Raw genomic sequence first — 24,764 nt, forward strand, 5'->3', positions numbered from 1 at the left:
CTGAAATAATAACAGTTCAATGTTGGCAAATTCTTGTAATGCCAGTTCTGAGGTATCTAATACTGTATTATCCTTAATGAGTAAGCTTAACGCCATAGCATCGTTGGCTATTTCTCGGGTCGTAGCTTCCTTTAAAATATCTAAATGTTCTTCGGCCAATTTAAAATTACCTTTAAAATAAGAGAGTTTCGCATTTTTTAATTTAGCTGTATATCCGAGATTATCTTCTTTATTAGATTTTTCTACCTGTGAGTATAAAAGTGAAGATTCCCAGTTTTCACCTTTCAGAAGGTATATGTCCCCTAAATCAAGTTTTGATTTTGATTTTATATCAGGATTGGCTCTTGGTGTGTTAACTATCTTCTCTAAAATAGCAATTGCTGAATCTTTTTCATCAAGATAGAAGGCATGGAGTAATGCCTTATTTCTAAGTGCTTCCAAAGTATTTCTACTTACACCTAGCTCTTTTATAAACTCGTTGTAGTCGTTGACAAGATTTCTAATCTCTCTTTCATCAATGGGATAGGTATTTCTTACACGCTGTTCATACGATCTTATTAAATACATTTTGGCTAGCAAGTAATTATTAGAGCCTGGATAATTTTGTATTAAGTAACTGAAAATCTTTATTGCATTATTGTAATCATTGTTATTCAATGCAATCATGCCGATGTTAAGTGTCCTGCTTCCCTCGGATCTAAGTCTTTTATCTATTGCACGTGCCTGTAGAAAGGCTCCATAAAAATTTTTTTGTTGAAGGTTGACCCATATTAGTAATTCTGAATATACTTCACTTTGAGGGTCTTGCTGGATCTTATGATACAACAATCGCTCGAGACTCTGTAATTCGTCTGGCTTATTCAATAATGATTGAAGTGTGTTTTTGACTGAACTTAAATTGGAAGGGTTTTGAATTACATAGTTGAGGTATTCTTCCACCATTTTATCTTTTTCATTCATTATACGATAAATATTGGCCAGCTCCAGTGAGAAGAGATATGGGTTATTCAAAGCCTGTCTGCCTTCGGTAAATGTTAGTACAGCATATTGTGTTAATTTTTTGTTTACAAAATAATCAGCCGTAATACTGACCAGGTAGTTATCATATTTGATATCATCAATCACATTTTTAAAATAAATATCAGACTGATTCTCGCCCTCTTCTGTAAAGATTAATAGGCCCAGATCTAATTTGTAGTACAAGTTTTCCGGAAAACGTTTAATTAATTTCTTGATATATTTTTCTGCGTCATTATAGTTGGCCGTTTCCAGCAAAAGGAAATAAAAGTTATTATGGATTAAGGGAATGTTGTTATAATCTTTTGCAAGGTCTTCATATAGCGATCTCGCTTTATCGTATTCCCCTTGTCCATAGTATTCATTGGCTAATTGAATTTCAATTGTTTGTTGCGCATGGACATTACTCCATGTAAAGAAGAAAATTATTACGGATCCTAAAATTTTATTCACAATACCCACAGAGCAATATTATATATATATTATAAATTAAAAACTATTATTAATTATTAGTATGTGGATACGTGGATAATTAATGTAGAGTTTATTTGGTTTATAAAAATGTTCTTAAACAGTGGATGAGTTGTATAGTTATTCACAATTTATCGAGTGGTAAATATTTGATATTCAGTGGATTATATATTTGTAGTGGATAAATTTCTTGTTTTGTTGATAAGATTTATTTGATTGTAGTTGTTAAGAAACTGTGGGTATGATAAGTAGAAATGTTTATGAAATTAGAGTATCTATCAGGTCAACATAGATAATTAATAAGTATTGTCTATAAATCAGATTTGTTAACAGGTTGTCCTTGATTTATCAACATTAAAAAGTTATAACATTTGGCCCTAGTTCCCAGTTGGCTCGTATTGTAAGTTTTTTGTCTCCTTCTTCATTTGTATAGAATATTACTGGTTCAGGCATAATAGTTTGATTAATATTTCCTGGATCCCATCTACCGTTTTGATTGGTGTCAATAAGAACACGGATAAAATATTCTCCGGGATTTACCTTATTAAAGGAGAAAAGTTTTGTGTTTCTTTTTTCTTGGATGAGTTGAAAGTTAGGACTTAATAGTTGAACGATATAGTTCGGTTTATCTGTATTTATTTCAATAAGAAGGGTTCCAGTGGTTGATAATTCAGTAAATGTAAGTTTAGATTGTTGTTGTTGTACTGAATCTTGGTCAACAGATATAAAGGCACCTTTACCAATATACAAATGAGGCTTAGGTGGTGGTGTTCTTCTGACAGTATCTGATCTAGTCTGAGTTGTTTGGGTTTGTTCGTTTTCTTTAGATTCAAATAAGTTTTTATCGATAACATACTCCAGTTCGAATGCATCTGCGTAGTGGTTTGCTTTCAAAAAGTTTGATGTATCCAACTTAATAATATTAAGTGAATCGAGAAATAGATAGACACTATCAAAGTTAAACTGATAAATTGGTTTGTTGAAATCAATAATACCTTTAAGAATGCCATCCGTAGGATATATTTTTTCTAATGTAACCTTACTTTCAAAGTCTTTAGGTTTGCGAACTGTTTCTTCAAATTTAACCATGACGGTATCTACTGATTCGACACCTAAGCTATCGGTTGCAAAAATGTAACTCTCTGTACTGTCTACTAAAATGTTATTGTTAAAGACTTGTATGCTTGTCTGAGTATTATCTGTATAGTTAGAATAGAGTTGAATAGAGTCTGAGTTGATGATTGAATAATTGATTGTGTATTTGTTATACTTTACTTCGAATATTGTTCCATTTTGACGGGCACTTTTAAGGGCCAATGGTTTAGCATTAGTGGAAGTGGTAAGTATGTTCAAGTCGGTGACGGAACTGTCAAGTTGGATGGTGGAGTCTATAAAACCGTATGATTCATCATCGAAGTCTAATTTGAGATTTTTGTTTTTGTCGGCTACTGCATAAATGAGGTATTGACCGTTTTTTATATTTTCGAGTTTGTAAAGTCCTTTATCGTTAGCTTTTGTAAAATAAAGTGGTTTGTCTTCAAAGATGGTGAGAGTATCTAATGCATCGTATAGAAAAATTGAATAGTTATTACCTGGTTTATCTGTTAGAATATCTTTTACAGCACCTTCTATAAATAAGGAGTCCATATAGTTGCCGGTGCTAAATGCAAGTTTCAAATCTAATGGGCTGTTACCTTCTGTAATATCCTGTACTCCTTCTCTGAAGTTGATTGTATAAGTGGTACTGTCTGGTAATTGTTGTTCAAATTCTATATAAACTTTTTCCTTCTTTGTCTTAAACTTTTTTTCTATTTCAGTTTGAGGGGAAATAATTATCTGTTCTTCAGCTTTGTTGAGCTTTACGTATTCGTCAAATACCAATTCTATCTCTTGGGTTTTTACATTGGTGCTTTTATTTTCAGGATTTGAAGTTAGCAATTTAGGTGGCTCACTATCTTTCGGACCGCCAGTTGGTGCCGTTTGATTTGCACAACCTGAAATTATAACAATTAAAACGAACAAGAACCACTTCATTTTTTTGATATAATATAAATATGGCTGGAATATTCGTTGGTTTTTTTTCCGTAACGATTTGATTTAAAGCCAGTTATAAATGAATTAATGTATTTTTTTGATTTGTATTTGTAACTATTGCTAAGCAAAGAAACATAAAACGAGTCGAAGAGCATAGGTTTTGTTTCTTCTAGTTTTAACTGGTGTTTCTTTAATAAACGGCTTATAGTATGTTTTGTAAAATGATAAAGATGTCGAGGTACGTCATAAGCAGCCCAATATTCTTTGAAATAGCTGGCATCATAACTGTTTGGATTGGGTACTGCTATCACTAATTTACCATCACCCTTTAAATGCAGTTTCAGCTTATTGATAGTGTCGTTAAGATCATGGACATGCTCAAGCACATGCCACAATGTTATTATATCGAATTTCTGTGCTATTGACAATTCATCTATGGAGGCTTTAATATGTGATTTCACTGTAGATATTGTTTGCGCAGAAGAACTTGGCTCAACCCCGGTAATATTCCAACTATTCCCTTTGGCTACTTCAAGGAAGTGACCTGTACCGCAACCATAATCCAATAAATTCTTATCAGTTGTAAATTCATTGATTAATCTCACTTTTTGTTTTAATGAGTAATTGCGTACTACTTTGTACAGTATGTCAGTTAGATTCCTGCTTGAATTTGTATGAGATATATATTTATTACTTGCATAATATCCGGCAATGCTGTCCTTTGTTGGTCTTGGGTTGGTAAATAAAAAAGAACAATCATTACACTTCACAATCACAAAAGACTCTTCACTAATGGTATGGTCTTTACAAATTATGTAATTAGTAAATTGGTTTGACTGACACACTGGACAGTGCTCTAATTTTTCAAACATATTACCTGGAAAGATATACCATTAATATGGAAACATCAGACGGAGATACACCACTTATTCTACTGGCCTGGCCAATTGTTTTTGGCTTTATTTTTATCAGTTTTTGCATTGCTTCTGCTGATAATGCCTTTATTTGAGTGTAGTCAAAATTATCCCTGATCTTTTTACCTTCTAATGTCTCCATTTTTTCTGCTAGCTGACGCTCCTTTTCTATGTAGGTTTCATACTTTATGGAAACTTCGGCTTGAAAAAGTGTATCTTCTTGATATTCAGATAGATAGACTCCTAATTCATCATTGAGCTTCGCCAGATCGCTTATTCCAATTTCGGGTCTTCTTAAAAGGTTTATGGCAGGAATTCTTTGTTTTAAAGTGGCAGTATTAAGCTCTGAAAGAGCATTGTTCGATTCATCAGGCTCAACACGCTTTTGATTTAAGTCACTGATGAGCCTATTTAGGTCGTTCTTTTTATCAAAAAGTTTTTCTAATCGGTAGTCCGATGCCAAACCGATTGAGTGCCCTTTTTCAGTAAGACGAATATCTGCGTTGTCTTGTCTTAAAAGAATTCTAAATTCTGCACGAGAGGTAAACATTCTGTATGGTTCTTCGGTACCTTTATTAATTAGGTCGTCAATTAATACGCCAATATATGCTTCTGATCTTTTTAATATAAATGCATCATTCTCATGAATTTTATTATGGGCATTTATTCCAGCAACTAATCCCTGGCAAGCAGCTTCTTCATAGCCTGTTGTACCGTTTATCTGACCTGCGAAATATAAGTTTCCTATTAACTTAGTTTCGAGTGTTAGGCTTAATTGTGTAGGCGGAAAATAATCATACTCTATAGCATATCCGGGCCTAAACATTTTAGCCTTTTCGAAACCAGGAATTTGAATTAGTGCCTTATGTTGAACATCCTCCGGTAATGATGTTGAGAATCCATTTACATAGATTTCAACTGTATTCCAGCCCTCGGGTTCAACAAATATTTGATGCCTGTCGCGCTCCGCAAATCGATTTATTTTGTCTTCTATTGATGGGCAATATCTTGGACCTACACCTTGAATTCTTCCGTTGAACATAGGGGATTTATCAAACCCTGTTTGTAGAATTTCGTGAACGGTTGTATTGGTATAGGTTATATGGCAGCTTCTTTGTATAGATAGCGGAGTAGTATCTGAATAAGAAAACTTGCCTGGTACTTCATCACCCTTCTGCTCCTCCATTTTAGTAAAGTCCAGGCTGCGGGCATCTACTCTTGGTGGTGTGCCAGTTTTCATCCTGCCAGACTCAAAACCTAGTTGAACGAGTTGTTCAGTAATTCCAGAAGCAGCTCTTTCACCTGTACGTCCTCCACCAAACTGTTTTTCTCCGATATGTATTAACCCATTGAGGAAGGTACCATTGGTTAGAACCACTGCTCTGGCTTTTATTTCAAGTCCTAATGATGTTGTTATTCCAGCGGCCTTTCCGTTTTCAACGATAATACCTGTGGCCATTTCTTGCCAAAAATCAACATTAGGGTTATGTTCTAACGCCAGGCGCCACTCTTCTGCAAAGCGCATTCTGTCGTTTTGTGTGCGTGGACTCCACATGGCTGGCCCTTTGGATTTGTTGAGCATCCTAAACTGGATCATGGATTTATCTGAAATAATCCCAGACATTCCACCAAGCGCATCAATTTCCCTAACTATTTGGCCTTTGGCTATTCCACCCATCGCTGGGTTGCAAGACATTTGGGCTATGGTATTCATGTTCATAGTAACCACCAATACTTTGGAGCCCATTGTAGCTGCAGCGTGTGCAGCTTCACAACCGGCATGTCCTGCCCCTACTACTATAACATCGTATTGTTCAAACATATTATTCTAAGTGTTCCACGTGGAACATTAACATTTTGCATTCACCAGATGTTCCACGTGGAACATCTATTTTATTTCGGAGAGCAAAGATAGGCAAGCATCTTCTTTTTTTCGCATCTCAATCTTTTGAGATTCTGTTTTATCACCATAGCCTAAAAGATGTAGCAAACCATGAGCCATTACTCTGTTTAATTCTTCCTGGAAGGATACGTTGAAAGCTTTCGCGTTTTCATTCACTCTTTCAGTACTTATATAAATGTCGCCTTCAATAGAATGTTCTTCTTCAGAATTATCAAAAGTGATAATGTCTGTATAATCGTCATGGTTTAAATACTGCACATTGATAGAGTGTAAATATTCATCGGAACAAAAGATGTAATTAAGCTCTGACAGATTAGAGTGGTGCTGGCCTATTACGTTGTTTAGCCAGAGAGAGGTTTTATTAGAGTTTTCAATGGGCAAAGGCACGTCCTCAGAAAAAAAATGAATAGCCATTTAGTTGATATAAAAACCAAGCTTAACTACTTTTCCTTTTTCTTCAAAAGTTACTTCATCGGCCAAGTGCTTCATTAGAAAGATGCCTCTCCCACCTGGTTTTTCCAGGTTTTCAGGTGCTGTAGGATCAGGTAAATTTTGATAGTCAAAGCCATGGCCTTCATCTTCTACATTGAAATTGATTCTACCATCTTCAAGCAGTAATGTAAGTGTTACATTTTTCTGCTTATCATTTTTGTTACCATGTTTGATGGCATTATTTACAGCTTCAGTAACAGCTATCATAATATTGCCATAAATGTCATCGTCTAATTGAAACTTATCTTTCGCATTGTCAATAAAGCTTTCAATCATTCTGATGTTTTCAGTGAGTGATGGTACTTGTATTTTAATTGAGTTCATTCTGATTTGATGTTATCCGTAGTGTTTCCAATTCTTTTGAAATACTCATTTACCTCATCCTTATAATAAGGGTATAATTTAGGAGGAATTGTTTTTAAAAGCTCAATTTCTTGCTCTTTTAATTTGAAATAATTTTCAAAGGCATCTGGAATTACTTTTTCATATTCGTTAGCAGTTTCACCTTTTCTTTTTTGATCTAATTCTTGTTCTCTAAGTGCTTCTTCCGACTCAAGTAATCGGGTTAAAATTTCTTTCTGCCTTCTAATTGTTTCTTCTGTTAGTTGTTTATTGACAAGGTCCCTTTCTGTTTCTTCCATTTTCTCCGCAATTCCTTCACCTGGTTTTTTACCACCCTCCATTTGTCCTGCCTTTTTTTGTGCATCTTCCAATGCTTTACGTATTCTTTCCTGCTGTGCTGCTAGTTCAGCTAGCCCTTCAGATAGCTCACGCCCTTTTTTTCCACTTCCTTTTAATTCTTCAATCTGGTTATTAAGCTGTTGTTGTAACTCACTTAGAGAGGGTGTTTTTGCTTTACCGGGCTTCTTCTGTGGTTTACCCATCGCATCGGCCATAGCATTTTGCATTTGCTGAAGCACATCATCAAGCAATAAGGCGAGGTTATTCATAGAAGTCATCGCAAATTGTTGTTCCGCTACGGCTTGTGGCTTTTTTCTTTCTCTGATAAATTCAACGGATTTATCCATGCGCTCATTCATTTCACCTACCTCTCTGGTTACAAATGAAGCGATTTGAAACACACGGCTGGCAAGTGCCAATAGGCTATCTTGTACAATCTGAGAATCGTCTTTTAACTTTAACTGTTTTTGTGATAGTTCAACAAACTTAGGGTCACTCTGGTTAACTTGTTGAAATTCACCCATCAGTTCTTCCTGATCAAAAGATAACTTTATTAAGTTGTGAACAATAGCTCGTAAGTCTTCCAGATTTTCTTGCATAGCTTCCGTCTCCATACTTGCTTGCATTTGTTCCATTTTTTCGGCCATCTTTTCCATAGCCTCTTTGGCTTTTTGTTGTTTTTGTTTCGATTGGCCTTGCTGATTTTCTTCCAGAAATTCTTTACTCTGTTGCTGGTTTTCTTTGATGGAATTTTGCTCTTCTTCAGTTTCGGGCAGAGATTCAGGATTTTTCAGCGATTGGTTTTGCCTTTTTATATCCTCTAATTTCTCCTCTAATTGTGAAAATTCTTCTTGTAATTTCTCTTGCTTTTCTTTTAATACCTTAGAAGATTCATTTTCATTCTTATTATCATCATATTGATTTTTCTCATCTAAACGCTCCTGCTTCTCGGATTTTTTCTCCTCCTGACCTTGGGGCTGCTGTGTTTCACGTATTAGGCTTTCCTGATCCTCAATTTGTTCCTTCAATTCGTTGATAGTTTCATTGAGGTCATGTTCCAGTTTCATCTTTTTAAAAAGTTCAAGTGTTCGTTCTAACTCTTGTTCAAGATTAGTTTCCTTATTATTTATTTTTTCGATCATCTCTTGAATACCTTCAAGATCTTCTTGTTCTTCTAAAAGTCGCTTCAACTCATCATATAATCTTTTTGTTTCTTCATCCAAAAGATCATCCATTAGTTTTTGTAGCTGTTCAACTTTTTCTTGAACTCGTTGGTCTTGCGGAGTAAAGCGTTCGCGTTTAAGTTCATTCTTTCTGTTCTGTTCTTTTAATTCATTAATAGCTTTATCAAGCTCCTCTCTTTTCTCTACAAGGTCTCTTATTAACTTATTGTCCTGCCAATTCAGTTCTTTTTTACCTTTCACTCTTCTTTCAGCTTCATCGAGTTGTTCTTTCAGCTCTTTAGCATCTTTTAATGTCTTGTCTAAATCATTCTTTGTTTGTTCTGCAACTTTGCCTACTTCACTTCTAATTTCTGCCTTAGAAGGAACATTAAACTTAAATACTCCAGTTTTTGTCGACTTACTGCCATTGAAGCCATCATTATCCCACACCTGTAAGTAGTAGCTTACTTCTTGCCCTTCTGTAAGTAATGAATCAATATTCCAGGTATAATAGAATCGTAGGTTGCTTTGCTTATTATCAATTGGTATTGGTACTGATCTGTAACTGGATTCATTGATAGAATAATTAAGACTCAATCTTCTTAATCCATAATCATCAGAAATGTTTCCGCCTAAGCCAATGACGGAAAACAAGAGTGTATCTTGATAAATATTGGTTTCTATTTTTGGATATTGATCCTCAATAACATCTATTCTGTAGTTGATAATGTCTTTATTATTACTATTTTCATTTTCTAAGTTAATGGTATATTCTTCTGTCTCCTTTGCTGTTCTTTTCGCTTCAAATAACTGATTATCAACTTCTTGTAAAATGATTCGAGCGTTACTTTTATCGAATTGTATTGTTACAGAGTCGGCAAATGATGTGCTTAATTGCCACTTTAATTGTGTGCCTTCAGGAACCTGAACGCTACCCACATTAGACAACAGTTCGGATTTTTTGTTTAGATAATTGGGGTAGTCTAAATATATGTTAAATGCTCTGAGGTCTGGTCTGTTTAATACATCCAATCTAAAGCTTTTTGAGTAATATCCTGCTGCTTCAAATTGTATGGTTTTAGAGCCTTGTATTTTGTTAAATGTATATTGAAATAAACCATTTCCAACTGAGGCCATTTTTAATTTTCTCTCACCATCATTTACATAAACAGAAGCTGGGATATTGTTTCCTTCTATCTTTATTGACAATAAATAATCGTCATTTTTAAAAGCTTTTAGGATGCTTTCATCTAGCACAAAATTGAAAGGAGCCTGCGGAATAAACTCAGTATTAAATTGGGTGATACGCTTTGAGCTCTGAGTGATAATTTCAGGCTTAGACAAAAAGATGAGTATCAGGATGGCTACTGGAAAAATAAGCCAGGGTAATGATCTTATATTTTCTTTATTAGATACAGCTTCAGAAAACTTTACGTCCGGCAGCTGACTGATTTTCTGGTTGACTCCTGCCATGGCCAATTGGCTGCCCATATTTGTTCTTAACTGTAAGATATTCAGCAACTTATCTTTTATTTCAGGAAAAGTATTCCCTATAAACTTTGCAGCATCATCATCTTTAATAGCCTTATTTAAATTGAGAAGCTTTATTGCAGGTTTAACAATAAAGACTACAATTAATAATGCGCACGATAGAATAAATGTGAAAAAAAGTATACTTCTGATACTTACACCAAACTGAAATGAGAACTCTAGGGTGTTGAATAAAATAAAGAGAGAAATAAGAATAGAAAACGTAATAATTATACCTTTGATAACAAGGCTAATGATCTTTTTTCTTTTGAAGGAAGCTATCTCCGACCGTATTATTTTCTCTTTCTCACTCAATAGTAATCTCTTTACTGATTAGTTGATACGCATTAGGCATCCGACAAGTTCTGATATAAAATTTAAAATAACTCAACCTCGTTTTCAAAATACTCGATTACGTGCATTTTGAGCAACTTTTCTTGTTCTAGCAAATCAAAATGAGGTAATTTTTTTGTCGGCTTCCAATGTGGCCACCCTTCTTCATCCAACCCTTCCAATTCATAGAAGCCTGATAAACTTAATACTTTGCAAATGGCAATGTGTAGTAAGTCTTGTTTTTCCTCCTTATCGAAGTTTTTTACCCCTTTTCCCAATTCTTGAACGCCAATAACAAATAATATAGCATTCAAATCTTTTGGCCTTTTACCTAAAACCTTCTGCAGGTTAAGCCTGAGCTCTTGCCATTTTCGTTCCAGTTCAAGGTCTTTCTTTATCATGATGTTTTCAAACTATCCCAATATTCGGTGGCTCTTCTTAAGTGTGGAATAACAATTGTTCCACCAATAAGGTTTGCTATTGCGAACGCTTCGAAAATTTGCTCATCAGTAAACTTCATTTCGTGGCATTTCCCTAAATGATATTTAACACAATCATCACATCTCAATACCATAGAACAGGTTAAACCCAAAAGCTCCTTAGTTTTGCTATCTAGCGCCCCGTCTGCGAAGGCATTGGTGTCTAAGTTGAATATTCTTTTAATCACCTTATTTTCAGATCCTAAAATACGCTCATTCATTTTAGCCCTGTATTCATTAAAATCATTTACTAGTTCCATAGTTTAGCGATTATATAAGCAAACAAAGATATTCCAAAGCATTGAGAATACTGGAAGATTTTATTTCGTTGTTTTTCCCCAATTTTTGCCTGAGTTGTAATCGCGCACTTTATAAACAGGAACGATTGGTTTGTACCCATTGTATATCAGAGGCAGCAAAAACGAATTCCCACCTAGAACGTGAGAATTTCATAAAAAGAAAATTTAACGGTAAAATTCAGATAGAAAATGCCTGGTCTTACCTATACTTCCAACAAGGTGGAATTGCTCAAAAACTAATCCACCATCTTAAATATGAAAACCGGCCTGAACTAGGCGTGGAGTTGGGAAAAAGATATGCCATAGCTATAAAGCAGATTATATATCAGGATAAGCCAGATTATATTGTTCCAGTACCACTTCATTATAAAAAGCTTAAGAAAAGAGGATATAATCAAAGTGAAGAATTTGCTAAAGGATTGAGCGAAGTGCTGGGAGTGCCATTTACTAATGCATTAGAAAGGAAAGTTGCCACAGAAACACAAACGGCAAAAACTAGAATGGCGCGATGGGAGAATGTGAACACCATTTTTACACTAAAAGAAAACCTGGTAAATAAGCATATTCTGTTAGTCGATGATGTAATTACCACAGGCGCAACCATTGAGGCGTGTGCCCAAACCTTAATTAACAATGGGTGTAGAGTTACCTTGGTAACCTTGGCTAGTGTGCGTTAATGATTAATTTGTTCCTTTATTTTACCGCCACGGTAATAATATTTCCATAAACCGTATTTTTCACCCTCTTTAAACTCGCCTTCAGATTCTATATTTCCATTACTATGAAAAAACTTCCATTTTCCGCTTTTTACCCCGTTATCAAACTGACCTAATTCTACCAGAGTGCCATCGCTTAAATAGTACTTCCATTCACCATGCGGTATACCATCTTTAAACGAACAACTTATTTCTATTTTATTATTCGGATAATAATCAATTTTTATTCCGTTACCATCTTTTAAGGTGCCAGAACTGAGCGTATCACCAGATTCGGTAATATATGGGCCAACATTCCAAATAGCACCTAATCGCCAATTTTCCTCAATTTTTAGTGCCCCATTATCGTGAAAAATACCCCAAAGACCATCTTCAAGTCCATTTATAAATGTTCCGATCGACTCAACGTTTCCATTAGGATGATATGTAAACCATTGTCCGTGTTGTTCACCCAAAAGATAACTTCCCTCTTCCATCAACTGTCCATTTTCATAAAAAAATCGCCAGTTCCCTGTTCTTAAGTCATTTTCATAAAATCCTGTAATTCTTACTTTACCACTTATAAAATAGCTCCTGTAACTATTTACCTTCAGGCCATTATCATAAACAAATTGTTCTTCCAGGTTTCCGTTGTCATAATAATATCTCCAAACTTTATCTTTCAAACCGTTTACGTAATACCCTTCTACTATTAATTCTCGGAACAGATTATACTCTTTCCAAACACCATGTGTTGTGTCATCTTTATATTCTGCCTCTATTATTAATTCCCTATTCGGAGTATAAACCTGAACTATTCCCTGCTTTGCTCCATTAACATACTGTTCTACTCGTTCTCTTATCCCGTTTTCATAATATGTAGTCCAAACACCGGTTTTACGGCCATTTTCAAATTGCCCCTTTCTTTTTTGATAGCCATTTTTATGGTATTCAATATAGTCAATAGGTATACCGTTGCGATACTCCATTTTGGCATTCAGATTACCATCTTCATAGTAAAACCTCCATTTACCATCCCTTTTATTTCCAACATATCTACCTTCCTGAACCAGAATTCCTTTTTTATTAAAAAATTTCCAATCCCCTTCTTTACTACCATTTACTATTTTTCCTTCACCAATTATGGTACTATCAAAACTGTAAGTTTTAGTCGTTTGCTCTTGTGCATTCCCTAAATTCACCAAGGCGAGGCAAGTGAGAATTAATAATGAAATCGTGATTTTATAATGAATCATTTTATAATGATGAACTTGCGTATATATTTGTAATTCAATTAAACGTTAAACAGATGTCTGCATTATTAGTTGTATTGGTATTATTTGTGTTAGCAATATTATCGCCAAAGATTTTCCCTAACAAAATGTTTAGTGAAAATAAGCACGATGTAAATAACTCTACAGAACAATAGCACTAGCTTCAATTTCTACTAAATAGTGTGGGTCAATAAGTCTGCTAACTTCTACCATAGAAGTAACGGGTTTTATTGATTTAAAGTATTCACCGTGTGCTTTCCCTATTTCGCTCCAAAGGCTAATATCTGTAACATATATTCTTGTTCTTATAACATCTGATAGCTGACCACCAGCTTTATTAATATATTCTTCAATTATTTCCAGGCAACGCTTAGTTTGCAAATAAGCATCTCCCTTTCCATATAACTCACCACCCATAATAGATACCGTGCCGGATAGTTCTATTACGTTACCGATTCTAACTAAGCGAGAATAACCAACAATATCTTCCCATTTGGCACCGGAAGAAAAGTTTTGTCTTAAATTCATTTGATTTATATTAAATTACAAACCATTTATTTAGATAAACTTATGAAGAATATTTGTGTTTTTTGTGGATCAAGTTGTGGCAATTCTGCGGTATACGAGAAAGCGGCTATTGAATTGGGTGAACTGCTCGTACTAAAAGGATACAAACTTATATATGGAGGTGGTAATGTAGGCTTAATGGGCATAATAGCAGATACGGTGCTAGCAAAAGGAGGTGAGGTAACTGGAGTGATACCAGGATTTTTACAACAAAGAGAGGTAGGCCATACAGGCCTTACTGAGATGGTAGTTGTAGAATCTATGCATCAAAGAAAAATGAAAATGGCTGAATTAGCGCATGCATTTGTGGCTATGCCAGGAGGTTTTGGCACACTCGAAGAATTAGCAGAAATTACTACATGGGTACAACTCAACTTAATGGATAAGCCAATTGGGGTTTTAAATATTAATGGATACTATGATCAGCTAAAAGGGTTTATCGAAAAAATGAAAGAAGAGGGGTTTATATCCAAACAAAATATGAGTCTTATTCAATTCAACACCAATGTAGCACAACTAATCAAAGAGTTGGAAAAGCATAACGGACAAAATATCGGCCTATTAAAAAGTCAAACATAGCAGCAGAGCTACATATCACCCAGATTGGGTTATTGTTATCATTGTGAAAAGAAATAATGTTGTAGGTGTTAAAAACGAAAAATCTTACGTATACTTCTTTTGTGAATAAAAAAACTTTTTTATTACTTCTCATTGTTCTTTTGACATTTGTTAATGCCAGCGCCCAAACGCTAGGCTTTCGTTTTATCAATGACAAGAAAAAACTACGTATTCCTTTTGAGCTCTATAATAATTTAATTGTTGTTCCGGTTATTCTTAATAACCAACTTCCATTAAAGTTTATTTTAGATACTGGAGTAAGAACTACAATTCTCACAGAAAAGGCGTATACTGATATTCTTAACCTCTCGTATTCCAGAAAGTATACCATTGCTGGTATAGGTGATCAGGCCGATGAAGGAATTGAGGCCTATATTACGAATGGTGTGTCACTTACGCTTCCAGGGTTAAAGGGCACGGGTCATGCAATGCTTGTATTGGAAGAAGATTATTTAGAGTTACGTAACTATCTTGGCACAGATGTACATGGTGTGTTGGGTTATGAGATATTTAGTCGATTTGTTGTGAAGGTAGATTATGATAATAAAATTCTCATGTTAACTACTCCAGAGCACTTTCATCCAAGCCGAAAGTATGATGAACTGGAACTTTCTATAGAGGATACGAAGCCTTATCTTACTGGAACAATAAAATATGAAAATCAGGAGCCTGTAAGTTTGAAGTTGATGGTGGATTCAGGGGCAAGCCACGGTTTGTTATTAGATACAAAATCAGATGATAATATATTTATCCCGGAAAATAATATCAGAACCAACCTGGGAAGGGGCCTTGCTGGTGATATGTATGGCAAAATAGCTAGAATCGAAAAATTTGAATTAGGTAAACGATCCTGGAAGAACCCATTAGCTACTTTTCCGGAAGGCAATGATTTGCTGGACAGTTTAAAAGGATCGAATGTTTTTAGAAACGGTTCAATTGGGGGCGGAATTCTTACCCGCTTTAAGGTAATCTTTGATTTTCCCGAAGAGAAAATCTATTTAAAAAAAGGAAGAAAATTTAAATCTGATTTCACGTATAATCTAAGTGGCATTATTGTAAAAGCAAAAGGAAGTAGACTAAACACTTTCGAAATAGTGGAAATAAGACCAGGCTCTGCCGCAGATAATGCGGGCTTTCTTGTAGGAGACCTTATACTTTCAATAGACAATATAGAGAAGTCAAGACTTAATCTTGAATTAATCAACGGAATGCTTAATTCCAAGGTAAATAAAAAAATAAGAATTGAAGTTGCCAGAGGGCAAGTGCACTACTCGGCCAGGTTTAGACTAAGGAGTCAGATTTAGAACTTAACCAAATCAAGTAAACGGGATTTGTTCTTTCTGTATTTTTTTAACATGTAGAGGTGCATTTTCTTAAATCGGATGGAGTTTAAAATTGAATGTGATAGTTTCTCTGAAGTGAGATTTGCCTTGAGCAGATAATCCTGTGCCTCACAATAGCCTTCATTATAATTAGAGTTTTTTAAGACCGTAATTGGAATATTTCGCGTATCACTGTTTTGGGTAAGCTTTCTAAGTATTTTTTTGATTTGTAATCTTTCAACATTGTCATCAATCAAAATACACGCTGGCTTGAATTTCTTTATTTTTTTAAGCAGGCCACTTAATTCAAATCCAATTTCTGCGTTAACCACTCTGGATTTAATTTGTTTTAATTGAGTATAAACAGAACTTAATTCAATAGGATTGTTACCTATTAAGAAAACATTGATTGGTGACGATGGCTGGTTTTGACTAAGTGCTTCCATTGACAATTAATTTCTATGTAATTTAACTACAATTGATAAGTAGTATTGTATTAAACGTGTGATTTTTATGTAAGTTTTGACTAAGGATTCAACAAAATATCAAATAGTAATTATAGGTGCTGGTTTGGCGGGTTTGGTAACCGCAATTATGCTTAAGAAATCTGGCTTAGATGTAATTCTGATAGAAAAGAAAACCTTTCCCTTTCATAGGGTTTGTGGTGAATACATCTCTAATGAAGTTAAGCCTTTTCTTTTAAGCCTCGGCATTATGCCAGAGGAGCTAAACCCAAGCAGTATCTCACAGTTCGAATTAACTTCTACTGCCGGAAGATCCAAAACCATGCCACTTGAACTTGGTGGCTTTGGCATTAGTAGGTATGCATTCGATCATTATCTTTATAATATTGCGCTTGATCTTGGTGTAAATGTTATTCATGATCAAGTGGAGAATGTATCATTTTCTGGGAACGAGTTTACAATAAAGGCTAAGGAACTAACAATCAAGTCTGAAATAGTAATTGGGGCACATGGAAAAAGATCAGTGCTCGATAAAAAACTAAAAAGGGGTTTTATGGATCGACCCTCGCCTTATGTAGGGGTTAAATACCATATAAAATATGATTATCCAACCAACAAAGTATCGCTGCATAATTTTCCGCGAGGTTATTGCGGTCTCAGTGCTGTAGAAGGGGGCAAATATAATTTGTGTTACCTCACACATCGGTCCAATTTGAAAGAGTACCGGGATATTCAAAATATGGAGCAAGATATTCTTTGCAAGAATCCTAGGCTAAAAGAGGTCTTTGACAACGCAGAGTTTTTATTTGACGCCCCTGAAGTTATTAATGAAGTATCTTTTGAAACAAAGTTGCCCGTTGAAAATCATTTACTAATGTGTGGTGATGCAGCCGGAATGATAACGCCACTCTGTGGCAATGGAATGGCAATAGCCATCCATTCAGCAAAAATTGTTTCGGAAGAAATCACTGACTATTACAATAACCACAAAGACAGAAAAAAACTGGAAATAAATTATACCAGCAGGTGGAATAAGCAATTTAAAACCAGGCTGGCAGTAGGCAGAAATATTCAAAGATTATTTGGCTCGGCATTTCAATCTAACTTTGCACTTGGGCTTCTAAATTTTAAACCACTAGCCAATTTTATCGTCAAAAACACACACGGAAAACCCTTCTAGTTATAATATAGATAGATAAAAAAAAGATTTAAACATGAGGCAGAAATAAAGTTTAGCTTCATGGTATGATCAAAATCAGCGGCCTTTAAATTCTTTCGTGTTTTCAAATACCAGTAAGAAAAGTAGATGATTACTGGCGCCATAACTGATAAGTAGATAAATACAGTTGAAAGATTATAGTAACGGTTGAAGTACCAAACAAAGCCTAACGATGATAGGCCAAAAACAAGTGCCACGAAGTGAAAGGTGCCTAATATCCCTAATTTGTAGCTTAACGTAATATCACCACGTTTGCTATCTTCCTCATGCTGATAAATTTGAGTCATAGGGTAAGAACCCCAGAGCATTAGGGAAGTTAAAAATGCAGCAATTAGAAGTTCGACATTCAAAATGGAGCCAGCATTAGCGTTATTGATACCAACATAAGCCATAATAAAAGTGAATGCACCCTGAAAAAATCCAGCTATAAACCAGCTGCCTAAAGGATATTTCTTCAACCGAATTTTCGGATGACTATAGGCTTTTGAAACCAGCCCGTAGAGCAAAATCATTATTAGAAAGGTAACATTGAACGAGGCCAGAAGCAAAGCGATTAGATCAAAAATTAATGCAAGATAATATAAGGAGGTGTTAACTTTTGGAGGATTTTTTAGGCCACCAATACTGCCTTCATCCTTATCAAAATAGCTATTATAGCCATTGCTGGCGGGGTAAAGAAAAATATGCAAGCATATAAAAACAATTAGTGCGTTTTGAATGCTTACATTAGAAGAAACAGCAAGTGCAAATAAAAAAACGGGCATTAAAAGAAATGAAAATGGTATTCTTAAATGAAGCCAGGCTGATTTACTAAATAGTGAGGTCATGACTACCAAGATATTAATTTTTAGGTATTATTGAATATGAGTGCTAGCCATATCACAGCCATAGAAACGGAAGTTCCAAAAAACAAGGTGTCGCAAAAAGAGGCGCTTCGGTTTATGACATCCATGAATGAGCTGAATACGAAAGAATCTCAAAGACTGGAAGCGCTGTATCGTGCTAGTGGAATTAAAAATAGGTATTCGGTCTTGTCAGATTATGGAAAAACATCGGGCTTTTCTTTTTATCCGGCTGATCAAAAAAAAGAGCTGCCAACTACCAAAGTCAGAATGGACGTCTATGCAAAAGAAGCCATTCAATTGAGTTATGGGGCAGCGACAAAATGCCTTCAATCGGCCAAAATTAATCCCAAATCAATTACACACTTAATCACGGTAAGTTGCACAGGTTTACATGCTCCCGGGCAGGATATTGAACTGATCAATAGTTTGGGTTTGAAAAGTAATGTGGAACGCACGGCTATTAATTTCATGGGTTGTTATGCAGCGTTCAATGCCTTAAAACTTGCCGATTCTCATTGTAAAGCAGGTAATGCAAAAGTCCTGATTGTATGTACAGAATTATGTAGCATCCATTTTCAAAAAGGGAAAGATGAAGATAACCTTTTGGCCAATGCGCTATTTGGTGATGGTAGTGCAGCGGTTATGTTAGAATCAAACCCGACAATAAAATCACTTGAATTGAAAGACAAATACTGCGATTTACTACCAGATGGTAAAAATGAAATGGCGTGGGGCATTGGGCAATTTGGTTTTGAAATGAAACTTTCAAGTTATGTTCCGGATATAATCAATGGAGGTATTTCCAGGTTGTTGGAAAATTACAAACCTGGCTTTGACTATTATGCCATACACCCTGGTGGCAAGAAAATATTGCAAGTGGTTGAACAAGCCCTGGGAATTACCAAAGAAATGAACACCCAAGCTCATTCTGTTTTAAAAAATTACGGAAACATGTCGTCTCCTACGGTTTTATTTGTACTAAAAGAAATTTGGGATAACCTTAATTCTTCTGATCATAGCAAAGAAATTCTATCAATGGCGTTTGGGCCTGGCCTCACATTGGAGAGTATGACATTTAAAATAAACCATAATGCCTGATTTTAAACTGCGTTCTGATGAACAAGAAATCATGGACAACCTCAATTGTTCGGGTGTAGTGGTTGCACAAACGCTTAAAGAGTTAGAAACGATTAATAAATGGTTAGGTGGAAATTATGTGACTATTGATGGGTTAAGGCAGCTTATTGGAAAAAGGAAAGAGGAAATTACCATAGCAGATCTCGGTTGTGGTGGTGGGGATATGCTAAAACTAATCGCCAAATGGGCGAGACGAATGAATATTAAACTGAAGCTTTTTGGTGTAGATGCCAATCCCAATATCATTGAGTTTGCTCAAAATAATTGTTCATCCTATCCGGAAATAGAATTTCTGTGCCTTGATATTTTCTCAGAAGAATTTCAATCAACACAATTCGATATCATTACTTCTACACTGTTTACACATCATTTTGATGATGCAAAACTGAAATTGATGTATAGCGGATGGCTAAAACAGGCTCGTTTAGGTATTGTCATCAATGATCTACACAGGCACTGGTTGGCCTATTATTCAATTAAATTGCTCACGCAACTATTCTCTAAATCAGAGATGGTAAAAAATGATGGCCCGGTGTCCGTATTAAGATCATTTAAAAGAAAAGAGTTAAAGGCGCTATTTCACGCGGCAGAAGTTAATACCTATTCATTAAAATGGATGTGGGCGTTTCGCTGGCAAATTGTCATTTCTAACCAATAATTGCCGATTATGTAATTGAGCTTTTCAATTAGCTAGGAAATTTATTACTTTCCATTTCTTATGAATTCTAACAAGCAGGCAAAGGAGTTAAATAGATCAGCACAAGTTGCTGTCTTTCTTATGCTTCAAACAGTAATATCATTAGCGGTCTTATTCTTTGCTTTTAAACAACAGCAAAAAGCAGAAGCAGTCAGCTTTCAATTAGAACAGTGTCATAATCAGAATAGTAAGAATTGATGATTAAGCCTACTCATAGTGATAAGACAAAAATCATTAAACTAATTACAATTTTGAATTCAATGGTAGTGATTGGATTTTTGATTTTTGGTATCTATCAACATCATAAAACAAAAGAGTACACTCAGCAACTAGAACAATGTCTCAAGAACAAATGATTAAACCTAATAATATGAAAAAACTACTTATAGCATCATTGGCAATTTTGATGTGTTTTTCGATTCAAGCACAGCGCAAAAAATCATCTGAGCCGGAAAAAAAGAATGACATTAGCCTTTCAGGCCTTAAATTCAGATCTATCGGACCGGCATTAACCTCCGGACGTATCTCGGATTTTGCGGTAAATCCCGATAACCCAAAAGAATATTATGTGGCCACCTCAGCTGGTGGAGTATGGAAAACTACTAATGCTGGAACTACCTATACACCTATTTTTGATTCTCAGGGAAGTTATTCAATTGGCTGTGTTACCATGGACCCGAATAACTCATCAGTTATCTGGGTTGGTACGGGCGAAAATAACAACCAACGAAGCGTATCTTATGGCGATGGAGTTTATAAATCAATTGATGGCGGTGCATCATGGGAGAATGTGGGTCTCAAAAACAGTGAGCACATTGGCAATATTGTTGTTCACCCAGATAATTCTGATGTAGTTTATGTTTCAGCGATCGGACCTGTTTGGAGCAGTGGAGGTGATAGAGGATTGTACAAAACTACCGATGGTGGAAAAACGTGGAAAGCAGTTTTAACTGTTGATGAGCACACGGGTGTAAATGAAGTAGTAATGGACCCTAGAAATCCAGAAATTTTGTATGCTTCTACATTTCAAAGAAGAAGGCATGTATTTACTTATATTGGTGGAGGTCCTAAATCTTCTATTCATAAATCTAATGATGGTGGTGCAACCTGGACTGAAATCAAAAAAGGCCTTCCTTCTGTAGACTTGGGAAGAATTGGCTTGGCCATTGCACCTTCAAACCCGGACATTATTTATGCGATCGTTGAGGCAGCACAAGGAAAAGGTGGTTTCTACAAATCTACCAATGGTGGTGCTTCTTGGAGCAAGCAAGGTAGTTACAGCTCTTCAGGAAATTACTATCAGGAAATCGTAGTTGATCCTCTAGATGCTAACGTAATCTATGGAATGGATACCTGGATGCAGGTTTCTCGTGACGGTGGTAAGAGCTTTTCAAATGTTGGTGAAGATACCAAACATGTTGATAACCATTGTATTTGGATCGACCCTAAAGACACAGATCACCTATTGGTTGGCTGTGACGGAGGTATTTATGAAACTTTCGATTTAGCAGCAACGTGGCAGTTTAAGGCCAACCTGCCTGTTACTCAATTCTATAAAGTAGCTGTAGATAATTCAGAACCTTTCTACCATATCTATGGCGGAACGCAAGATAATTTTTCAATGGGCGGGCCATCAAGAACGATTAGTGGAAATGGCATTGCCAATTCTGATTGGTATATCACTACAGGTGGTGATGGCTTTGAATCTGCTATTGACCCTGAAAACCCAAATATTGTTTATGCGCAATCACAATACGGTTATCTGTCAAGATATGATAAATTAAGTGGCGAAGTACTTGGTATAAAACCTCAGCCAAGAAAAGGAGAGGATGACTATCGTTGGAACTGGGATGCGCCATTGCAAGTGAGTAATCATAAAGCGAGCAGACTGTATTTTGCCGCAAACAAATTATTTAAAAGTGAAGATAGAGGAAATAGCTGGGAGGTAATTAGCGATGATTTAACAGCACAAATTAATAGAAATGAACTAGAGGTAATGGGTAAAATATGGAGTACGGATGCCGTAGCTAAAAACGGATCTACCTCACCGTATGGAACCATTGTTTCTTTCAGTGAGTCGCCTAAAAATGAAAACCTATTGTTTGTGGGTACCGATGATGGTTTAATTCAAATAACTGAAGATGGCGGAAAAGCCTGGCGAAAAGTACAAGGTATTTCAGGGGTGCCTTCAAGAACATACGTAAATGAAGTATACGCTTCTAAACATAATGAAAATGTAGTATATGCAGCCTTTAACCACCATAAGTATGGAGACTTCAGGCCGTATGTTTACAAGAGTTCTGATAAAGGAAGAAGCTGGACATCGATCACAGGCAACTTACCTGTCAGAGGTTCAGTGTATGCCATTGAGGAAGATCATGTTGATCCAAACTTACTTTTTGTTGGTACGGAATTCGGAGTTTTCTATTCTGATAATGGAGGTAGCAGCTGGACTCAGCTTAAATCAGGCGTACCAACAATTGCCGTAAGAGACTTGGCCATTCAGGAAAGAGAGAACGATTTGGTATTAGGAACATTTGGTAGAGGATTCTATGTATTGGATGATTACTCTACACTAAGAAATGTTAAATCACTGGAAGGGAAATCTGCCGACTTACTATCTATCAGAGATTCCTATGCTTTTGAGTATAGCTATCCGCTTGGTCTTCCAGGCCGATCTTTCCAGGGAGACGATTACTACCTGGGCGAGAATTTAGGTTCGGTTGCTATTTTCACCTACTACCTAAAAGATGAAATTAAATCTAAGCGGGATCAAAGACTGGAAAGAGAGAAAGAAACTACTAATGACACATATCCTACTTACGAGCAGTTGAAAGCGGAACGCGAAGAGATGGATCCGTACTTATTATTTACCATTAGAAACAGCAAAGGTGACATTGTAAGAAAAATAACTACTTCACCTTCTACGGGAGTGAATCGCATTAACTGGAATTTAAGAACAGCCACAACAGACCCTATTAATTTAAGAGCACCTTCTTTCTACAACCCTTGGGCGGGTGGTGTGCCTGGTTCATTAGTTCCTCCGGGAGAGTACACAGTAACACTTTCCAAATATGTTGATGGTACTTTCACTCAACTGGACGAGCCTGTTAAGTTTAAAGTAAAATCATTAAACAACTACACCCTACCTGCTGAGGACAAAGAAGCTTTGGCTGCTTTCCAGAAAGAAGTTAATGAGCTTTCAAGAGTGGTGAGTGGTGCACAAAACAGTGTTTCTGAATTGAGAAATGAGTTGAGGCACATTAGAGAAGCAATTAATTTAAGCTTAACAGACCAAAAGACATTGATTGATGCTTATACAGCATTTAACAATAAATTAAATGATATTTCGGTAGGCATGAATGGTGATCCTGTTGCCGCGCAACTAGATATTGATACGCCAATGTCAGTAGCGGCAAGAATTGGAACTATACAGTATGAGATGTATTACTCCACATCTAAACCAACAGAGACTCACAAAAATAGCTTGGAAATAGCAAAGGAGAATTTTCAGCCGCTATTAACTTCATTAAGAAGTTTAATCAGAGAAGACTTGGTAAAACTTCAGGCACAGTTAGAAGATGCTAACGCACCTTATACACCTAATAGGGTTATGGTGCCGTAAGAGAGCTAAAACAAATTGTAGAAAGCCCCGTAAAATCGGGGCCTTTTTATTAGCCATTATTTGACCTTATGGAATCAACAGGATTAATACTTGATGCTTTAAAAGATTGGTATGAAACAGTTACCCAGGCAATAAGAATAGAACCCAGCCCAGAAGTAAGGAATACTGTAAAGCCAATTTGATTTTTACTTGGAAAAGATTCAAGCCATTGCGTCATACTGAAGTAAGTTATTGGAATTGAAACCAAAAACGCCACAAGGACTAAAATGAGGAAACCTTTTACCTGAATGTAAATAAGGTTTTTAATGCTAGCACCCAGCACTTTCCTTATACCAATCTCTTTAAATTTTTGCTCTGCAGTAAACATTGCCAGTCCATAAAGTCCAAGACAAGCAATTACGATAGCAATAATAGCAAAGGCTGTAAAAATTTTCATAAACCTATCTTCAGCTTTATACTGTGTGTCATAGTCATTATCCAGAAAGAAAAAGTCAAATGTTTGGTTGGGTAAAACAGAGTGAAATAAGTTTTCAACGCCCGATATATTTTCGGCTGTTTTTTCTGTATTAAGCTTAATAGTTAAATAGCCAGCGCTGTATGCCGTATTCATAGTAATAATAAATGGCTCTACAGGAGTATTTGCGGCCATAAAATGAAAGTCTTCTACCACACCTATAACATAACCTTTTCTGTTTTGCCATTTTAATTTTTTCCCAATCGCATCCTTATTACTGGAATAACCCAATCGCTGAACTCCGGACTCATTTAGTATTAAAGCTTCTTCTTTATCACTAGCGAAATCTTCCTTGAAAGACCTACCTTCCAAAACTTTTACTCCATATAAATTAAGAAAATCATAATCCACCGTGAGATAGCGCATGTCACTCCACTCAGCCTCATCATCCCAACCTTTGCGTACTACATTATTGTACATTTCTTTGCCAGGAACTTGAGAGGATATACTAGCTCCAAGTACAAATGAAAG

General features: G+C 35.8%; 21 protein-coding genes. 7 read left to right on the forward strand and 14 right to left on the reverse strand.

All coding sequences use genetic code 11. The features are described 5' to 3' along the window. The 9 genes from RLO81_RS04895 to RLO81_RS04935 all read right to left on the reverse strand — a co-directional run. A partial coding sequence (locus RLO81_RS04895) for a tetratricopeptide repeat protein (protein ID WP_350108054.1) occupies window positions 1-1,470 on the reverse strand: 1,470 nt, incomplete at its 3' end. Window positions 1,471-1,842: 372 nt separating this feature from the next. Further along, window positions 1,843-3,522 carry an Ig-like domain-containing domain gene (locus tag RLO81_RS04900; RefSeq protein ID WP_350108057.1) on the reverse strand — a complete coding sequence of 560 codons (1,680 nt, stop codon included), beginning with the start codon at window positions 3,520-3,522 and terminating at the stop codon, window positions 1,843-1,845. After that, on the reverse strand, window positions 3,519-4,394 hold the full coding sequence (locus RLO81_RS04905) for a class I SAM-dependent methyltransferase (protein WP_350108060.1): 876 nt from the start codon (window positions 4,392-4,394) through the stop codon (window positions 3,519-3,521). The genes RLO81_RS04900 and RLO81_RS04905 overlap by 4 nt, the downstream gene beginning before the upstream one ends. A 1-nt stretch (window position 4,395) precedes the next feature. Next, window positions 4,396-6,258: a tRNA uridine-5-carboxymethylaminomethyl(34) synthesis enzyme MnmG gene (mnmG, locus tag RLO81_RS04910; protein ID WP_350108062.1), complete on the reverse strand. Its 1,863-nt coding sequence runs from the start codon at window positions 6,256-6,258 to the stop codon at window positions 4,396-4,398. Window positions 6,259-6,324: 66 nt separating this feature from the next. Continuing rightward, entirely contained in the window at window positions 6,325-6,753 is a 429-nt protein-coding gene (ybeY, locus tag RLO81_RS04915; protein WP_350108065.1) for an rRNA maturation RNase YbeY, read from the reverse strand. Continuing rightward, the gene (locus RLO81_RS04920; protein ID WP_350108068.1) at window positions 6,754-7,155 is read right to left on the reverse strand and encodes an ATP-binding protein; all 402 of its coding nucleotides are present in this window, start codon (window positions 7,153-7,155) and stop codon (window positions 6,754-6,756) included. It abuts the gene before it with no gap. Next, window positions 7,152-10,520, reverse strand: a complete 3,369-nt coding sequence (locus RLO81_RS04925; RefSeq protein ID WP_350108071.1) for a coiled-coil domain-containing protein — start codon at window positions 10,518-10,520, stop codon at window positions 7,152-7,154. Before RLO81_RS04925 ends, RLO81_RS04920 begins: the two co-directional genes overlap by 4 nt. Window positions 10,521-10,582: 62 nt before the next feature. Next, window positions 10,583-10,939, reverse strand: a complete 357-nt coding sequence (locus RLO81_RS04930; protein ID WP_350108074.1) for a hypothetical protein — start codon at window positions 10,937-10,939, stop codon at window positions 10,583-10,585. Then, complete coding sequence (locus RLO81_RS04935; RefSeq protein WP_350108076.1) at window positions 10,936-11,277, reverse strand: carboxymuconolactone decarboxylase family protein; 342 nt, start codon at window positions 11,275-11,277, stop codon at window positions 10,936-10,938. The genes RLO81_RS04930 and RLO81_RS04935 overlap by 4 nt, the downstream gene beginning before the upstream one ends. A 41-nt stretch (window positions 11,278-11,318) precedes the next feature. Here RLO81_RS04935 and RLO81_RS04940 point away from each other — a divergent pair, with 41 nt between their 5' ends. Then, window positions 11,319-11,993 (forward strand): ComF family protein, encoded by a 675-nt coding sequence (locus RLO81_RS04940; RefSeq protein ID WP_350108079.1) that lies wholly within the window; start codon window positions 11,319-11,321, stop codon window positions 11,991-11,993. Here RLO81_RS04940 and RLO81_RS04945 read toward each other — a convergent pair. Together RLO81_RS04945 and RLO81_RS04950 are read right to left on the reverse strand one after the other, a co-directional pair. Continuing rightward, a complete protein-coding gene (locus RLO81_RS04945; protein WP_350108081.1) occupies window positions 11,990-13,267 on the reverse strand; it encodes a toxin-antitoxin system YwqK family antitoxin in 1,278 nt (425 codons plus the stop codon). The genes RLO81_RS04940 and RLO81_RS04945 overlap by 4 nt on opposite strands. 159 nt (window positions 13,268-13,426) lie before the next feature. Continuing rightward, window positions 13,427-13,813: a RidA family protein gene (locus RLO81_RS04950; protein WP_350108083.1), complete on the reverse strand. Its 387-nt coding sequence runs from the start codon at window positions 13,811-13,813 to the stop codon at window positions 13,427-13,429. A 42-nt stretch (window positions 13,814-13,855) separates the two neighbouring features. On the opposite strand from RLO81_RS04950, the gene RLO81_RS04955 reads away from it, so the two are divergent. Together RLO81_RS04955 and RLO81_RS04960 are read left to right on the forward strand one after the other, a co-directional pair. Then, entirely contained in the window at window positions 13,856-14,431 is a 576-nt protein-coding gene (locus tag RLO81_RS04955) for an LOG family protein (RefSeq protein ID WP_350108086.1), read from the forward strand. Window positions 14,432-14,496: 65 nt separating this feature from the next. Next, window positions 14,497-15,774 (forward strand): aspartyl protease family protein, encoded by a 1,278-nt coding sequence (locus RLO81_RS04960; protein ID WP_350108088.1) that lies wholly within the window; start codon window positions 14,497-14,499, stop codon window positions 15,772-15,774. Here the strand turns inward: RLO81_RS04960 and RLO81_RS04965 are convergent. Continuing rightward, a complete protein-coding gene (locus RLO81_RS04965) occupies window positions 15,771-16,238 on the reverse strand; it encodes a hypothetical protein (protein WP_350108091.1) in 468 nt (155 codons plus the stop codon). The genes RLO81_RS04960 and RLO81_RS04965 overlap by 4 nt on opposite strands. Window positions 16,239-16,314: 76 nt before the next feature. Between RLO81_RS04965 and RLO81_RS04970 the strand changes: the two genes are divergently transcribed. Next, a complete protein-coding gene (locus RLO81_RS04970) occupies window positions 16,315-17,436 on the forward strand; it encodes an NAD(P)/FAD-dependent oxidoreductase (protein ID WP_350108094.1) in 1,122 nt (373 codons plus the stop codon). Here the strand turns inward: RLO81_RS04970 and RLO81_RS04975 are convergent. Continuing rightward, the gene (locus tag RLO81_RS04975) at window positions 17,433-18,302 is read right to left on the reverse strand and encodes a UbiA family prenyltransferase (protein WP_350108097.1); all 870 of its coding nucleotides are present in this window, start codon (window positions 18,300-18,302) and stop codon (window positions 17,433-17,435) included. The genes RLO81_RS04970 and RLO81_RS04975 overlap by 4 nt on opposite strands. Before the next feature lie 36 nt (window positions 18,303-18,338). Between RLO81_RS04975 and RLO81_RS04980 the strand changes: the two genes are divergently transcribed. The 3 genes from RLO81_RS04980 to RLO81_RS04990 all read left to right on the forward strand — a co-directional run bounded on the left by RLO81_RS04980 (window position 18,339) and on the right by RLO81_RS04990 (window position 23,779). Then, window positions 18,339-19,418 (forward strand): type III polyketide synthase, encoded by a 1,080-nt coding sequence (locus tag RLO81_RS04980; protein ID WP_350108100.1) that lies wholly within the window; start codon window positions 18,339-18,341, stop codon window positions 19,416-19,418. Beyond that, entirely contained in the window at window positions 19,411-20,115 is a 705-nt protein-coding gene (locus tag RLO81_RS04985; RefSeq protein WP_350108103.1) for a methyltransferase domain-containing protein, read from the forward strand. Before RLO81_RS04980 ends, RLO81_RS04985 begins: the two co-directional genes overlap by 8 nt. Before the next feature lie 409 nt (window positions 20,116-20,524). Next, window positions 20,525-23,779: a beta propeller repeat protein gene (locus tag RLO81_RS04990; protein WP_350108106.1), complete on the forward strand. Its 3,255-nt coding sequence runs from the start codon at window positions 20,525-20,527 to the stop codon at window positions 23,777-23,779. 49 nt (window positions 23,780-23,828) lie between these two features. Here RLO81_RS04990 and RLO81_RS04995 read toward each other — a convergent pair. Further along, window positions 23,829-24,764: ABC transporter permease (locus RLO81_RS04995; protein WP_350108109.1), on the reverse strand; the 936-nt coding region annotated here is incomplete at its 5' end.

Source organism: Fulvivirga sp., assembly GCF_040220315.1.
Lineage (GTDB): Bacteria > Bacteroidota > Bacteroidia > Cytophagales > Cyclobacteriaceae > Fulvivirga.

What these genes read in the sequence shown, in the direction of transcription:
- RLO81_RS04905 (WP_350108060.1), bottom strand. Translation starts at nt 4,394, where the DNA reads ATGTTTGAAAAATTAGAGCACTGTCCAGTGTGTCAGTCAAACCAATTT.
- mnmG (WP_350108062.1), bottom strand. Translation starts at nt 6,258, where the DNA reads ATGTTTGAACAATACGATGTTATAGTAGTAGGGGCAGGACATGCCGGT.
- RLO81_RS04955 (WP_350108086.1), top strand. Translation starts at nt 13,856, where the DNA reads ATGAAGAATATTTGTGTTTTTTGTGGATCAAGTTGTGGCAATTCTGCG.
- RLO81_RS04990 (WP_350108106.1), top strand. Translation starts at nt 20,525, where the DNA reads ATGAAAAAACTACTTATAGCATCATTGGCAATTTTGATGTGTTTTTCG.
- RLO81_RS04945 (WP_350108081.1), bottom strand. Translation starts at nt 13,267, where the DNA reads ATGATTCATTATAAAATCACGATTTCATTATTAATTCTCACTTGCCTC.
- RLO81_RS04900 (WP_350108057.1), bottom strand. Translation starts at nt 3,522, where the DNA reads ATGAAGTGGTTCTTGTTCGTTTTAATTGTTATAATTTCAGGTTGTGCA.
- RLO81_RS04930 (WP_350108074.1), bottom strand. Translation starts at nt 10,939, where the DNA reads ATGATAAAGAAAGACCTTGAACTGGAACGAAAATGGCAAGAGCTCAGG.
- RLO81_RS04935 (WP_350108076.1), bottom strand. Translation starts at nt 11,277, where the DNA reads ATGGAACTAGTAAATGATTTTAATGAATACAGGGCTAAAATGAATGAG.
- ybeY (WP_350108065.1), bottom strand. Translation starts at nt 6,753, where the DNA reads ATGGCTATTCATTTTTTTTCTGAGGACGTGCCTTTGCCCATTGAAAAC.
- RLO81_RS04975 (WP_350108097.1), bottom strand. Translation starts at nt 18,302, where the DNA reads ATGACCTCACTATTTAGTAAATCAGCCTGGCTTCATTTAAGAATACCA.
- RLO81_RS04980 (WP_350108100.1), top strand. Translation starts at nt 18,339, where the DNA reads ATGAGTGCTAGCCATATCACAGCCATAGAAACGGAAGTTCCAAAAAAC.
- RLO81_RS04920 (WP_350108068.1), bottom strand. Translation starts at nt 7,155, where the DNA reads ATGAACTCAATTAAAATACAAGTACCATCACTCACTGAAAACATCAGA.
- RLO81_RS04965 (WP_350108091.1), bottom strand. Translation starts at nt 16,238, where the DNA reads ATGGAAGCACTTAGTCAAAACCAGCCATCGTCACCAATCAATGTTTTC.
- RLO81_RS04985 (WP_350108103.1), top strand. Translation starts at nt 19,411, where the DNA reads ATGCCTGATTTTAAACTGCGTTCTGATGAACAAGAAATCATGGACAAC.
- RLO81_RS04950 (WP_350108083.1), bottom strand. Translation starts at nt 13,813, where the DNA reads ATGAATTTAAGACAAAACTTTTCTTCCGGTGCCAAATGGGAAGATATT.